A 12,947-nucleotide genomic window follows, 5' to 3' on the forward strand; every position below is an offset into this window, starting at 1 on the left:
TGTGAATAATAAGCCCAGCAAAGAAATAGTCCCCCCCAAAAAGGCGAAGCTATCAAAGCAAATAGGGATAAAGGCTAAGCGTAAGCTTAAAGCTCGCCAACATGCGGGCGGCGGAATGTGGTTTGGTCTGGGCATGATGGGCTTGATTGGTTGGTCGATTGCCATTCCAACACTGCTTGGCACAGTCTTAGGTCTATGGTTAGACGAACATTATTCAGACCAGCGTTCATGGACCCTGGCTTTGTTATTAGCCGGGCTCGTTTTAGGTTGTTTTACTGCATGGAGTTGGATAATTAAAGAAGATAAGGCGATCCGAGAAAATAATAAGGATGAGGACGAAGAAAATGACTAATTTACTATCAGTGAGCTTAAACATGTTGCCAAACTTTTTGTTGGGCATGGTGCTTGGCTTGGCGTTTTTTTTGACCCTGTGGTTCACGGTGCGCCAAGGCTTGTTATCAAAGCATCCAGCTAAATGGTTTCTGGGTGGATTACTGCTAAGAATGAGTATTGTTTTAGTTGGTTTCTATGTTGTCGCAAAGAGCGGTTGGTTGCCAATACTGACCTGCCTGCTTGGATTTATTATTGCCCGTGAATTGGTGCAAAGATTATGGGTTTTTAGACGCCCTGGCGGCCCAAGTTCTCAAAACACTGAGCATCATAATGCACATTAGTCCCGACGAAATTATCTTTTGGCAATACGGTATTTTCAAGCTCAACGCTACTATAGCGTTCACTTGGGGGGTAATGATGGTATTAATAATTAGCGCAAAATTGGTGACGCGTAACCTATCCACAGCTCTTTATCACTCACGCTGGCAAAATGCTTTGGAAGTTATCGTAATTACCCTGGAACAACAAATTAGCCAAGCAGGATTAACACCCGCAAAACAGTACATTGTATTTTTAGGCAGTATATTCTTATTTGTTGCCACGGCAAACCTACTGACCATATTTCCCGGTTACGAAGCCCCTACAAGTTCGTTATCCACCACTATCGCTTTAGCATTATGTGTATTTGTTGCGGTGCCCTATTTTGGCATTAAGAAAAAAGGCCTTAGGGCATACCTGGCGTCTTATACTCAGCCTACAATGCTCATGCTACCTTTTAATATCATTGGCGAGTTATCACGCACCCTGGCGCTGGCCGTTCGGTTATTTGGCAACATGATGAGTGGCACCATGATCCTTGCCATTTTATTAGTGATTTCACCGCTTTTTTTCCCCATTCTGATGACCACGCTGGGTTTACTCACAGGCATGGTTCAAGCCTACATATTTTTTGTCCTGGCCTCGGTTTACATTGCCGCTGCAACAACGGTAGACGGTGAAAATTCGCCCCCTAATAATTCTGTAAATAATAGTAATAAGTAAGGAAATATCATGGATAGCTCAACGCTAATCGCAGTGGCCTCGATTATAACAGCAGGTATCACTATTGCTTTTGGATCATTAGGCCCAGCTCTTGCTGAAGGCAGAGCGGTAGCCACAGCATTGACCGCATTAGCCCAACAACCCGATGCATCGTCAACTATAACCCGCACCTTGTTTGTGGGTCTGGCAATGATTGAATCAACGGCCATTTATTGTTTTGTGGTAGCGATGATCGTGCTGTTTTCCAATCCATTTTGGAACTACTTTATCGCTCAAAATGGAGGTTAAAGATGCCTATTGATTGGTTTACGGTAGGCGCTCAAACAATTAATTTTTTGATACTTGTTTGGTTATTAAAGCGCTTTTTGTATCACCCTATACTTGACGCTTTAGATGCCCGCGAACAAAAAATAAAGACAATACTACAAGATGCAAACACGAGTAAAACTCAGGCGCAGAAATTACAAACACAACTGGAGCAAGAACAACTACAGATTGAACAACAACGCTTGAATATCTTAAATAAGGTTAACGAAGAAGCAACAATCAAACGTAAGCAATTATTCGAAGCCGCGCAAACAGCTGCCGATGGCATGCTCAGAAAACGCCTAGAAGCGCTGCAAAAAGAACTACAAAATTTGCAACATGATTTACTACGCCAAAGTGTAAGGGAAGTGTATGCCACCACCCGCAAAGTATTGCATGACCTTTCGGGGTTAGATATCGAGCAGTGCATGTTAACCAAGTTGTTAAATCAGCTAAATACGTTAAAAACCGAACAGTATACCGAGCTCATGACCGCCCTTGAATCTGCTAATTATTCAGTCATAGTTCGCAGCGCATTTGAGCTTAATGCCCAACAACAACAAGCAATCCAACTCTGTATACAAAAAAAATTCAGCGACCAGTCCGATAAATTGCTGCATCTTACCTTCACTCATGTGCCTGAATTTATTAATGGTATTGAGCTGACCATAAGTGGTTGGAAAATCGCCTGGAGTAGCAGCAACTATCTGGCGTTATTAGAACAAAAAATAAACCAGCTAAGCGGGCAAAAACTAACAAAGAAACAAAAACATAAACGATTGAGCCCCGTTGATGTGTAGATATAGGCAACAGGAATTAAGCAAATGAATGAATGGTTAGATAGCCATATGGGCGCGAACTATGAGCAAGTTTTTGCGGATTTACAACGCAGCAGAGAAAGCCTAAAACCCGTGCTATCGCCACAGGAAGTCGGTGCCGTGACCAGTGTGTCTAGCGGTATTGCAATGGTCAGTGGCTTGCCAGGTGTGGGTTTTGAAGAATTGTTAATATTTCCTCACGACATATATGGCATCGCTTTTAATGTAGACAAAACTGAAGTGGGTGTAGTGTTATTAGGGGAATATTGGCAACTCGGTGCTGGCGACGAGGTGTTACGCACAGGGCGAGTCATGGACATCGCGGTTGGAGAAGAACTTTTAGGTAGAGTAATAGACCCCACGGGACGTCCACTGGATGGCAAAGAGCCATTGAATCTCAGCCAGCGTATGCCAATTGAACGCCCTGCCCCCGCTATTATGGTGCGAGACCCAGTCACTGAGCCATTACAAACCGGCTTAAAGGTCATTGATGCATTGTTGCCCATAGGTCGCGGTCAGCGAGAGCTGATCATGGGTGACAGACAAACGGGCAAAACCTCCATTGCAATCGATACCATACTTAATCAGCGGGGCAAAAACGTATTGTGTATTTATTGCGCCATCGGCCAACGTGCAGCATCGGTTGCCAAAACTCTGGCTATTTTAAACACTAAAAAAGCCATGGAATACACGGTAATGGTGGTCACCGAAGGTAGCGATCCCCCTGGTTTAAACTACATAGCGCCGTATGCTGCTACTAGTATTGGCGAGTATTTTATGCAAAGCGGACGAGATGTATTAATTATCTACGATGACCTGACACAACATGCCCGTTCATACCGAGAGCTTTCTTTATTACTGCGTCGGCCGCCGGGGCGTGAAGCCTTTCCAGGAGATATTTTCTACATCCATTCACGATTGTTAGAGCGCTCAACACATTTAAAAAAGGAATATGGCGGTGGGTCGCTAACAGCCTTGCCTATAATTGAAACTGAAGCGCAAAATATGGCGGCGTATATCCCCACCAATTTAATTTCGATCACAGATGGACAGATTTACCTGTCCCCCACTCTGTTTGATTTGGGTGTATTGCCAGCCGTTGATGTAGGTAAGTCCGTCTCAAGAGTAGGAGGTAAGGCACAAAAGGCGGCCTATAGAGCGGTAGCCGGAGACCTCAAACTGGCTTATGCACAATTTGAAGAGCTGGAAACCTTTGCTCGTTTTGGTGCACGCCTGGATGAAAGCGCCGTAAAAACCATTGAACATGGACGACGCATTCGAGCATGCCTTAAACAAACAGAATCGTCGCCTTTGTCAGTAGCGGCACAGATTACCGTTTTATTGGCATTAACCAATGGGCTGTTTGAACCTATTCCCCTAACCATGATGAGTGTTGCCGAATCAGCCTTAATCAGCGCCACACCAGATTTCTCCCTTGAGCTAATTGGAAGATTAGAAGCGGCAGAGCTATTAAGTGACAAAGATAAACTGGCAGTGCTCACCCTAGCACGTCAAGTTTTAGCTGACTTAGGCGCGAACCAAAATATGCCAGAGCGAGTGAAAAATAACACTCCACAAAAAGTCCTAAGCGCAGATCTATCATGAGTGGATCTACGGTCGGCTTACAACGCAAGATGAACACAGCAAGTGAGTTAAAGTCTGTAGTGCGCACCATGAAAGCCATGGCGGCAGCCAGCATAAGCCAATACGAAAAAGCAGTGTTATCCCTAGATGATTATTATCGCACGGTGCAACTGGCGTTAGGCGCCTGTTTTGCTGGTACTGAGCCCCTTCGCATGAAACCTGCCAATCTGGCATTTGATCCCCTGCCCACCAATAAAAATACAGGCGCTATTGGGGCCATTATATTTGGCTCTGATCAAGGCTTGGTTGGACAATTTAATGACACACTCGTCAACTTTGTGACCCAAGAATTAGCTAAGTATCCCGGTAACAAACGATATTGGGCTGTGGGTGAACGGATGCAAGCTCGCCTGAATGAAACAACGCTGATTGCCGGTCGTAGTTTTGCCCTGCCCAGCGGCATTGAATCAATCACACCCTTAGTCGCAGAACTGCTAATAGAAATCGTTAAACAGCGGGAACGTGGTGAAATTGATCACATTTATCTGTTTTATAATCTGCCTAAATCTCAGGCGAGTTATCTGCCGGTTTGCCAATCACTGCTGCCCCTTGATCGACAATGGCAACAATCTGTGGTGGCAAATAAATGGCCGACAAAACAACTACCCCAATTGTTAAACACCATAGAAACTACCCTGCGGGCACTCGTTCATGAATATCTTTTTGTCTCGATTTTCAAAGCGTGTTCTGGGTCACTGGCCAGTGAAAATGCCAGTCGTTTAGTTGCCATGCAACGCGCCGAAAAAAACATCGAGGAACTACAAGACCGGTTACAGCGTACATATCACCACCAGCGACAAAGCAGTATCGATGAAGAGTTGTTTGATTTAGTTGGGGGGTTTGAGGCTTTAACAGATGTGAGTTGATACCCCCCCAATAAATTGGTGGGTATCAACTCACTACTTACCCTGAACTATTACCTCGCATTCAAGGTGAGATTCTGACTTTAAAGAGTTACTCACAAGACATGATTGCTCGGCTTTATTGAGCAAACGTTCAGCTTTCTCACTACTTTGTGTCGCCGAAATCACTAATTTGGCTTTGATAATAATTTTGGTAAACTGAGTTTTTCCTTCCGATTTATCAAGTTCTCCCTGCGCGTTACAATCCAATGATAACCAGCTAAGATTTGAGGCCCGGGCAATGGCTCTAAATGACAGGATAAAACAACTTGCTACCGAAGCCATAAAGAGATCTTCAGGTGACCATTGATCGCCAGGGCCACCAAACTGCGCCGGTGGCGCTACGGTTAAATCCGCAAGGTTCTGCACGGAAACTTGTAAATTGCTATCTGATTGGCCTTTAACATGAACATTATATTGATGTGGAAGTGCTTGCATTGTCTTGCCCTCGTATGTTGTTTTTCACATTTTTTCTAATTGACGAACATGGGTAATAAGTACATTAAGCACTGGCTGTTTGCCTCTGGCCCCTATTGCTGGAGGTCACAGTTAAATAAGTAGGAATCTCAATGGCCAAAAGCCTTACTTTGTTTATAGCGATTAAACGCGAGAGACATCCAATTCGAATTAAAGCGCTAGTCACCAAGTGTACGGTATTCTCAGGCTAACTACGCCATCGTGCCTATTTCTGCGCTAGCCTTGTTGGCGAAGTAGGCAGAGGATCATCGCTATCAAAACACAGTCCCAAAGGCGCACAATTTTGATAAACGTTATTGGCTTGTAATCTGCGCGTAATTATAATTTATCTCGAAGTCCATTTTTATTATTTGTTTGAGAAAGCAATCTTACAAAATTTGTCCATGTTGGGCTTTCGCCAGTGGGCTAAATCCTATACCTTAATGAGTAACGCTAGATATTCGTTATTCTGCGTAATTTATTGCGGAAAGTACGTATAAAAATATACCTCTAATAAAGAGCAGATGGAACAATACGGTGACCCAAGGTTTAGGGAAAAAAAAGATAACAGACGACAACAAACGCGATTTTAACGATGCGAATGCCAAGCTCAGCGCCCTATTAAATGCGACCGTTGACGCTATCATTATTATCGATCATTTAGGTAACGTTGAGTTATTTAACGCAGCAGCAGAACGCTTGTTTGGCTACCAAGCTGCCGAGGTGGTGGGTAATAATGTAAAAATGCTGATGCCGGAGCCATACCAAAGCGAGCATGATCAATACCTACATAATTATATGCACACCAATCAGGCACGAATAATTGGGATTGGCCGTGAAGTAAAGGCACGTAAAAAAAGTGGCGACATATTTCCTATGGAACTGTCTGTGGGAGAAGTGAAGGAGTCCAGCCATAAACAATTTGTCGGTATTATTCGTGATATTTCTGAACAGGTTAAAGCGCGTTCTGATGCGATTTTAAACCGCGAACGCTTAGCTCACGTTACCCGTTTAAGCACTATGGGCGAAATGGCCGCCGGCATTGCCCATGAAATTAATCAACCCTTATCCGCAGTAAGCAGTTATGCACAAGCTTGCAAAAACATGCTAAATAAAGGTGATATCAATTCAACTGGATCAGATTTTGAGCGGCAAAAAATATCCGATACCCTGGAAAAAATCAGTAATCAGGCGTTGCGTGCAGGGGAAGTAATACGCAGATTGCGTGCTTTTGTTAAAAAAGGAAATGTACAAAGAGAGCTTGTCGATCTTAATGGGCTAATAGTAGACACGATTGAATTAGCAAAAGTTGATACCCGTTTGCTCGACCACGGTATTAAACTGCATTTAAGCACTGAGCCTAAACCACAGCTCATAATAGACCCGGTTCAGATCCAACAAGTGCTGTTTAATCTCATTCGTAATGCCATTGATGCAATGGAAAAACAGCCCACTGAAGCGGTGCATATCCATTCCAGGTGGCTTGACCAGCAATTTTTAGAAGTTGCTGTGTCTGATACAGGCTATGGTGTAAGTGATGAACATCTGAATAACTTGTTTCATCCTTTTTTTACCACCAAAACCGCTGGTATGGGTATGGGTTTACCCATTTGTCAGTCTATTATAAAGTCTCACGGCGGCGAATTAAAACATCGTCCGGGCAACCCTAGGGGGAGTGTATTTTCCTTCACCTTACCCGCTAATCCAAATATTAATACCCAAGTAGAAACAAAAAATAATGATTGAGCGAATAAAAAAAAGAGTAAACAAAACCTTGTGTACTCCTATCGTTCACATCATAGATGACGATGAGGCAGTATTAGACTCATTAAGTATGTTACTCGACTCTGTTGGTATCGACAATACAGTCTATTCTAACGCCCAGTTTTTTTTGGATACTCATTCAGATGAGAGTTTAAAAACATTGTGCGGATGTATTGTACTGGATATTCGTATGCCCGGAATGAGCGGTATGGAATGCCAACAGAAATTGGAAGAATTACAATGTCCCCTGCCCATTATTTTTATCACTGGTCACGGTGACGTGCCCATGGCTGTAGAAGCGATGAAAAAAGGGGCGCTGGAGTTTATTCAAAAACCCTTTCGTGAGCAGGAATTGCTGGATTGTATTCATCACGCTTTGGAAATAAACAAATCTGCACAAGAACAAGTGTTTTATGCTCTGATTATCCAAACTCGTCTTCAGTCCCTGACGAAACGCGAACAACAAGTGATGCAACGAGTTATTGCGGGTCAAGCTAACAAAATCATTGCTAGCGATCTAAATTTAAGTCAGCGCACAATTGAAATTCACCGTGCCAATGTGATGGAAAAAATGCAGGCGCATTCTTTGGCCGAGTTAGTCACCATGGTGTTGACGCAGGAATAAGTCATTTTCTAGCCATGTAGTTCATTTTATTTTAATTCACTCAGAATTAATTTTTTCTTGATCTAAAACAAGTTTATTCGCTAACAAAGCTCTACCCTAAGATTGATATTATCACCATCACCTCCGAGGCAAGGCTGGGGATGTTCAACTCCACTAAAACACTTATTAAGCAACCTATTATATACTTGGTTGATCATGACGAGAATGCACTTGCTTCTTTGTCTTGCTTACTCGCCCCTTTAAACGCCAGCATACTATGTTTTACCAGTGCAGATGGCCTATTGCGCCACCCTAGCATCAGCCACGCCGCATGTATGTTAATAGAAGCGCATTTACAAGGTATCAGCGCTGGCGGTATCGATTTGTTAGAACATTTAGTCGGCCAGGGGCTCTATGTCCCAACAATTATTCTGGCTAGTATGGGTGACATTCCTACAGCGGTGCGAGCCATGCAGGCCAGCGCTATCGATTTTATCGAGAAGCCTTATGTTGAGCATCTATTAGTCAAAGAGGTTAAATCAATACTTCAACAATGGCCCCCAATTAGTCACTGAGCCGATCATTGGCCTGTCTCGCCAATGAAGATAGCGTTGCTAAGAGTCAATTTGTTCACCAAATACAACGCCCTCAAAAAAATAAATAGCCAGCCTGGCAGCAAAACTATGTTGCTAACAGGGTGGCTTGTAACGGGTATGCCATTTTCTTCCAATCTAATTGCCTAAAACATATTCAGCCATAGGTTAAATGCAAATTCCTTGAAGCATGAGGATGTTGAGTGATCAAGCGGGAAAGGTGTTTCGCCGCCTTGAGATAATTTATTTTGTTTATCTGGGTGGCAAATTCAAGCAAGCGGCCCTGCTGCGTTACCAATACCCAACAAAATACCCGACCATCTAATTGAGGTAATCGAAACTGGTGTAGATATACGGTTTCTTCTAAGTGCGCCGTACTGAGTTTTAGCCAGATTGCATGGGGGAATGTTTTCAAACCAAAGGGTTTAATCACCTTCCTCAGCCCTTCTAAGTCATTGCCTGGAAGAATACACAAGGTGTGCTGAAACGAGTTATCGGCTTCTTCGAAACCGATACCGTATTTTGCGATCAAGTTATCAATTGCCTTCAAACCACTGTGAGTGTTCATGCCAACCTCCACACTGTATGTACGCACAGTATAAAAGTTGATTGTAAATTAGGCAAATAAATTTAACATGCTGCTTAGGGGCCTATACTTGCGGGTACGATTTAAAGCGTATCCAGCAGGGCCAAAACCCCTACTGCCCCGGCGGATATGCTAAGTACCAAAACCATGGCGGCCAACATATCTTTGACCTGTCCAATGCTGGGATGGAGCTCGGGATGCAGGTGATCGATAAGCGCTTCGAGTGCCGAATTAATTAATTCACTAGCGAGGATCAAACCTATACATAAAATTATTAACGCCCACCATAGGAATGCTACTTGAATAACAGCAAACAATAGGATGGTACCCATACCCAGTACAACATGGCGACGCATATTAGCTTCGTTGCGCAAGGCGTAAACCATGCCATTTAACGCAAATCTCAGTTTTTGATAAAAAGGCTTATTTTTCATACCTGCTGAATTGTTTTTTACCTCGCTATCCTTCATTCATACCTCCTATTGACACTCAAGCCCCAGGGCTTAAAACGTCGCCGACAGCTCGATGCCGTAATGACCATTATTGGCATATGGGGTGATTTGCATGCCATTGTAGGGCGTAGTGAAATAAAGGCTAGATAAAACACCGATAGCGGCGCCAGCTAATACATCGACAGTATAATGTTGTTGTGACTCAACCCTGGTCCAGCCCACATAAGTCGCAGCCACGTAGGCCGGTATCCCATAAGTCCAACCGTAACGTTGCTCAATAAAAGTGGCGCTTTGAAATGCTATTGCGGCATGACCGGAAGGAAATGAAGTATAAGACGCTTCCAGGGGGCGTTTTTTACGCACCGTTACTTTGAGTAATTGGGTAGCTACGGCCGTACTTAAAATAGACTTATAGAATTCAATGCGCCCATCCTTGTCCCCCAGGTAAAATGTTGAGCCGTATGCTAACAAAGGTAATGCGAGTAAACCCAGATCGCCGGATGTTTCGACATCGCTTGTAGCGCCATTGGCAGACATTGATAGGCAGCATACTGCCGATATAAAACTAATTTTTATTCCCTGATTGATGAAATACATGCATACCCTTAACTGATTAGAATTCTATTATTTTCTTCTGGCTAGTAGCGGCTTTCATTAAGCGCTGCGACTGGATAGTAGCGGATAAAAATTAAGTGAACATTAACAATGCTGATCAATGATCGCTATGGGGATATGTCTATAGGTACTCAAACGAATACTGGGTAACAGGCCCCTACCCATTGATAAAAAAATGCACCCAAATGCCGCCTGCATAACCTAATGCAATAACCGGCGTCCATTTTAAATGACTAAAAAACGTATAATGACCACGGGCCTGGCCCATAAGCGCCACTCCAGCAGCAGAACCAATGGACAACAGGCTGCCCCCTACCCCAGCCGTAAGTGTTACCAATAACCACTGAAATTGATCCATCTGTGGCTCCATGGTTAACACCGCATACATCACCGGAATATTATCGACAATAGATGATAATAAGCCGATCAGCACATTGGCATTGGTGGGCCCCAAGTCACCGTACATATAGGCAGATACCAGACCAAGATAACCTATAAACCCTAACCCGCCGACGGCCATTATTACCCCATAAAAAAAGAATAGGGTGTCCCATTCGGCATTGGCGATATGTTCAAACACATCAACTTTGCGCTCATGGGCTTTTGCGTCGGGTACGCCAGGATCTGCTAACATGGCCTTAATTTTTATACTCATGTAATAACTGAATATTTTTAAATAAGCCAAGCCAGTCATCATGCCAAATACCGGGGGTAAATGGAGAAAATTCTGGAAACTAACGGCGGTAACAATCGTTAATAAAAATAACGAAATGATGACTATTGCACCTTTTTTCATCGCTTGCACATCTTCACTATCGGCTTGTGGACGTCCTGGGGGTATGTAAAATTGCATGATAAAAGCTGGGATAAGGTAATTGGCGACAGACGGCAGGAATAAATTCAAAAAGGTACCAAACGCCAACTCTCCTTTTTGCCAAACCATTAAGGTGGTGATATCACCAAAGGGGCTGAATGCCCCCCCGGCGTTAGCAGCTATCACTATATTAATGCACGCCAGGGAAATAAATTTAGGTTGATCTTTACCTGTGGCTAACACGACTGCACACATGATCAAGGCCGTGGTCAGATTGTCTGCGACCGCCGATAGAAAAAACGCCAAGATACCCGTTATCCAAAACAGGGTACGATAACTAAATTCCTTGTTAACTAACCAATATCTAAGGGTACTAAACACCCCCCGCTCCAACATGGTATTAATGTAGGTCATGGCGACCAATAGAAAAAAGAACAATTCGGAATATTCCAGAAAATTACGACTAATTGCCAACTCGGCCGTTTCGTTGTCGCCGCTGGCGTTATAGGCAAAGGCAATTAGTATCCAGATAATCCCTGCGGCCAATAACACAGGTTTGGATTTACGCAGATTGAGTTTTTCTTCCAGAATAACCAGTAGGTAGGCCAGCACAAAAATGCCAATGGCACTGTACCCAACCCAATGTTGGGTCAAATTCAATTTATCAGGTAACTCATCGGCGGCAATAACAGAGAATGACGGTATTAACATGGCCAGCAAACTGAATGACTTCAATCTTAATTCCTCAGAATTACCCATGATCCAAGATGCGGCTAAAACCTGGCAGGGTCAAGATCAGAACCCCATATTTCTCTGTATTATTAATATTTGCCAGTTATAGTGTTTAATGTCGAGGCTGAAAACAGGCTGTTTTAGAGCCAATTTTTACGTCTGAAATAATACAACATGCTGCCAATCATCGTAATTATCACCGACCACACGCCAACATAACCATATTGCGAAGTTAGTTCTGGCATACTAAATGGGCCCAACGCTGGGCTAAAATTCATGCCGTACAAACCGACAATAAAAGTGGGTGGAATAAACAGAGTTGCAATTATCGTCAGCACTTTCATAACATCATTCAACCTCAGGCTGACTGTGGTCATATGTAATTCCATCAGTCCTGATGTCATTTCATGATAGGTTTCCAGCATCTCCATTATGGAAATGGTATGATCGTGACAATCACGTAAAAACATTAATGTATCAGGCTGGATGAGATCGTTGTCATCGTCTCGCAACAGTTCGTTGATGACTTCACGTTGTGGCCAAAGTCTTCTGCGTAATAACAGTAATTCTCTGCGTAACGAATGGATTTGGCGCAGCACATTATTGTCATGACTCTCAAGCAGCGTTTCTTCAATCGCCTCTATTTTATCGGCGTATTTTTCCAATATGGGGTAGCCATAATCAATTACCGTATCGATCAAACAGTAAAATAAATAGTCCGTTTCCCGTTTACGTAGCCTTCCGATATTTGATCTCAATCGCTCGATTATTGCATCGAAAGGATTAAAGTCTCCGCTGCAGAATGAAATCAGGGTGCGGTTATCTAGGAAAAGACTGATCTGCTCGATATTCAGCCGTTCCAGTCCATTGACCGGAAGACTCAAGATCAAAAATATCTGTTTATCTAAAGTCTCTAGTTTAGGACGTTGACCAATATTGGCCACATCTTCAATATATAATTCGTGAATGCCAATACTATCAGCAAGTGACTTGAGGGTCTCATTGGTAGGCTCGCCTTGCACATGGATCCAGGTGAAATTATCGTTTTCTATAAAGTCTCGACAAGCATCCGTCGACAAATTATGTTCTTCAAAAAAGTCTTGGGCAGAATAATTAAAAAGTGAAAGGCTATACTCACCACTAAGCGGTTCTTTAAGCGTGCCTGGCATAGTGCCGGGAGGATGATAAGTTTTATGTAATAAATTCATCACTATAATCCAAGATATGTTTGTCCTTCTAGACTAAACCAAATATCCCTGAATACGAAAAGTAAGTTAGTTATCGATC

General features: G+C 43.2%; 16 protein-coding genes. 10 read left to right on the forward strand and 6 right to left on the reverse strand.

The window, feature by feature from the left end; genetic code table 11:
• The first annotated feature begins 1 nt into the window (after position 1).
• From AC3RV5_RS11860 to AC3RV5_RS11890, 7 genes are read left to right on the forward strand one after another with little or no spacing between them, the layout of a single operon-like run.
• On the forward strand, positions 2 to 352 hold the full coding sequence (locus tag AC3RV5_RS11860; protein ID WP_489727858.1) for an AtpZ/AtpI family protein: 351 nt from the start codon (positions 2 to 4) through the stop codon (positions 350 to 352).
• 22 nt (positions 353 to 374) lie between these two features.
• Positions 375 to 674, forward strand: a complete 300-nt coding sequence (locus AC3RV5_RS11865) for an N-ATPase subunit AtpR (protein ID WP_489727859.1) — start codon at positions 375 to 377, stop codon at positions 672 to 674.
• Positions 664 to 1,374 carry a F0F1 ATP synthase subunit A gene (locus tag AC3RV5_RS11870; protein WP_489727860.1) on the forward strand — a complete coding sequence of 237 codons (711 nt, stop codon included), beginning with the start codon at positions 664 to 666 and terminating at the stop codon, positions 1,372 to 1,374. The genes AC3RV5_RS11865 and AC3RV5_RS11870 overlap by 11 nt, the downstream gene beginning before the upstream one ends.
• 9 nt (positions 1,375 to 1,383) lie before the next feature.
• Positions 1,384 to 1,662, forward strand: a complete 279-nt coding sequence (locus AC3RV5_RS11875) for a F0F1 ATP synthase subunit C (protein WP_489727861.1) — start codon at positions 1,384 to 1,386, stop codon at positions 1,660 to 1,662.
• Between the two features lie 2 nt (positions 1,663 to 1,664).
• A complete protein-coding gene (locus AC3RV5_RS11880; protein WP_489727862.1) occupies positions 1,665 to 2,480 on the forward strand; it encodes a F0F1 ATP synthase subunit B family protein in 816 nt (271 codons plus the stop codon).
• A 24-nt stretch (positions 2,481 to 2,504) separates the two neighbouring features.
• On the forward strand, positions 2,505 to 4,103 hold the full coding sequence (locus tag AC3RV5_RS11885) for an alternate F1F0 ATPase, F1 subunit alpha (RefSeq protein ID WP_489727863.1): 1,599 nt from the start codon (positions 2,505 to 2,507) through the stop codon (positions 4,101 to 4,103).
• The gene (locus tag AC3RV5_RS11890) at positions 4,100 to 5,008 is read left to right on the forward strand and encodes a F0F1 ATP synthase subunit gamma (RefSeq protein ID WP_489727864.1); all 909 of its coding nucleotides are present in this window, start codon (positions 4,100 to 4,102) and stop codon (positions 5,006 to 5,008) included. Before AC3RV5_RS11885 ends, AC3RV5_RS11890 begins: the two co-directional genes overlap by 4 nt.
• Positions 5,009 to 5,041: 33 nt before the next feature.
• Here the strand turns inward: AC3RV5_RS11890 and AC3RV5_RS11895 are convergent, their stop codons facing one another.
• Positions 5,042 to 5,482: an OsmC family protein gene (locus tag AC3RV5_RS11895; RefSeq protein ID WP_489727865.1), complete on the reverse strand. Its 441-nt coding sequence runs from the start codon at positions 5,480 to 5,482 to the stop codon at positions 5,042 to 5,044.
• A gap of 555 nt (positions 5,483 to 6,037) precedes the next feature.
• Here AC3RV5_RS11895 and AC3RV5_RS11900 point away from each other — a divergent pair.
• The 3 genes from AC3RV5_RS11900 to AC3RV5_RS11910 all read left to right on the forward strand — a co-directional run bounded on the left by AC3RV5_RS11900 (position 6,038) and on the right by AC3RV5_RS11910 (position 8,443).
• On the forward strand, positions 6,038 to 7,246 hold the full coding sequence (locus tag AC3RV5_RS11900) for a two-component system sensor histidine kinase NtrB (protein ID WP_489727866.1): 1,209 nt from the start codon (positions 6,038 to 6,040) through the stop codon (positions 7,244 to 7,246).
• Complete coding sequence (locus tag AC3RV5_RS11905; protein WP_489727867.1) at positions 7,239 to 7,889, forward strand: response regulator transcription factor; 651 nt, start codon at positions 7,239 to 7,241, stop codon at positions 7,887 to 7,889. Before AC3RV5_RS11900 ends, AC3RV5_RS11905 begins: the two co-directional genes overlap by 8 nt.
• Positions 7,890 to 8,029: 140 nt before the next feature.
• Positions 8,030 to 8,443, forward strand: a complete 414-nt coding sequence (locus tag AC3RV5_RS11910) for a response regulator transcription factor (RefSeq protein WP_489727868.1) — start codon at positions 8,030 to 8,032, stop codon at positions 8,441 to 8,443.
• Positions 8,444 to 8,618: 175 nt separating this feature from the next.
• On the opposite strand, the gene AC3RV5_RS11915 is transcribed toward AC3RV5_RS11910, so the two are convergent.
• From AC3RV5_RS11915 to corA, 5 genes are all read right to left on the reverse strand, one after another.
• Positions 8,619 to 9,029 (reverse strand): hypothetical protein, encoded by a 411-nt coding sequence (locus tag AC3RV5_RS11915; protein ID WP_489727869.1) that lies wholly within the window; start codon positions 9,027 to 9,029, stop codon positions 8,619 to 8,621.
• A 101-nt stretch (positions 9,030 to 9,130) separates the two neighbouring features.
• Positions 9,131 to 9,517, reverse strand: a complete 387-nt coding sequence (locus AC3RV5_RS11920) for a diacylglycerol kinase (protein WP_489727870.1) — start codon at positions 9,515 to 9,517, stop codon at positions 9,131 to 9,133.
• A 33-nt stretch (positions 9,518 to 9,550) separates the two neighbouring features.
• A complete protein-coding gene (locus AC3RV5_RS11925) occupies positions 9,551 to 10,096 on the reverse strand; it encodes a phosphatase PAP2 family protein (protein WP_489727871.1) in 546 nt (181 codons plus the stop codon).
• 175 nt (positions 10,097 to 10,271) lie between these two features.
• Positions 10,272 to 11,663: a sodium:proton antiporter NhaD gene (gene nhaD / locus AC3RV5_RS11930; protein WP_489727872.1), complete on the reverse strand. Its 1,392-nt coding sequence runs from the start codon at positions 11,661 to 11,663 to the stop codon at positions 10,272 to 10,274.
• 137 nt (positions 11,664 to 11,800) lie between these two features.
• Positions 11,801 to 12,868, reverse strand: coding sequence for a magnesium/cobalt transporter CorA (gene corA, locus AC3RV5_RS11935; RefSeq protein ID WP_489727873.1), 1,068 nt, complete (start codon positions 12,866 to 12,868; stop codon positions 11,801 to 11,803).
• Positions 12,869 to 12,947 lie beyond the last annotated feature (79 nt).

This window comes from Paraglaciecola sp. IT1134, assembly GCF_058068185.1.

What these genes read in the sequence shown, in the direction of transcription:
- AC3RV5_RS11910 (WP_489727868.1), top strand. Translation starts at nt 8,030, where the DNA reads ATGTTCAACTCCACTAAAACACTTATTAAGCAACCTATTATATACTTG.
- AC3RV5_RS11925 (WP_489727871.1), bottom strand. Translation starts at nt 10,096, where the DNA reads ATGTATTTCATCAATCAGGGAATAAAAATTAGTTTTATATCGGCAGTA.
- AC3RV5_RS11890 (WP_489727864.1), top strand. Translation starts at nt 4,100, where the DNA reads ATGAGTGGATCTACGGTCGGCTTACAACGCAAGATGAACACAGCAAGT.
- AC3RV5_RS11875 (WP_489727861.1), top strand. Translation starts at nt 1,384, where the DNA reads ATGGATAGCTCAACGCTAATCGCAGTGGCCTCGATTATAACAGCAGGT.
- AC3RV5_RS11865 (WP_489727859.1), top strand. Translation starts at nt 375, where the DNA reads ATGTTGCCAAACTTTTTGTTGGGCATGGTGCTTGGCTTGGCGTTTTTT.
- AC3RV5_RS11885 (WP_489727863.1), top strand. Translation starts at nt 2,505, where the DNA reads ATGAATGAATGGTTAGATAGCCATATGGGCGCGAACTATGAGCAAGTT.
- AC3RV5_RS11920 (WP_489727870.1), bottom strand. Translation starts at nt 9,517, where the DNA reads ATGAAGGATAGCGAGGTAAAAAACAATTCAGCAGGTATGAAAAATAAG.
- AC3RV5_RS11870 (WP_489727860.1), top strand. Translation starts at nt 664, where the DNA reads ATGCACATTAGTCCCGACGAAATTATCTTTTGGCAATACGGTATTTTC.
- AC3RV5_RS11905 (WP_489727867.1), top strand. Translation starts at nt 7,239, where the DNA reads ATGATTGAGCGAATAAAAAAAAGAGTAAACAAAACCTTGTGTACTCCT.
- corA (WP_489727873.1), bottom strand. Translation starts at nt 12,868, where the DNA reads ATGAATTTATTACATAAAACTTATCATCCTCCCGGCACTATGCCAGGC.
- AC3RV5_RS11880 (WP_489727862.1), top strand. Translation starts at nt 1,665, where the DNA reads ATGCCTATTGATTGGTTTACGGTAGGCGCTCAAACAATTAATTTTTTG.
- AC3RV5_RS11915 (WP_489727869.1), bottom strand. Translation starts at nt 9,029, where the DNA reads ATGAACACTCACAGTGGTTTGAAGGCAATTGATAACTTGATCGCAAAA.
- AC3RV5_RS11895 (WP_489727865.1), bottom strand. Translation starts at nt 5,482, where the DNA reads ATGCAAGCACTTCCACATCAATATAATGTTCATGTTAAAGGCCAATCA.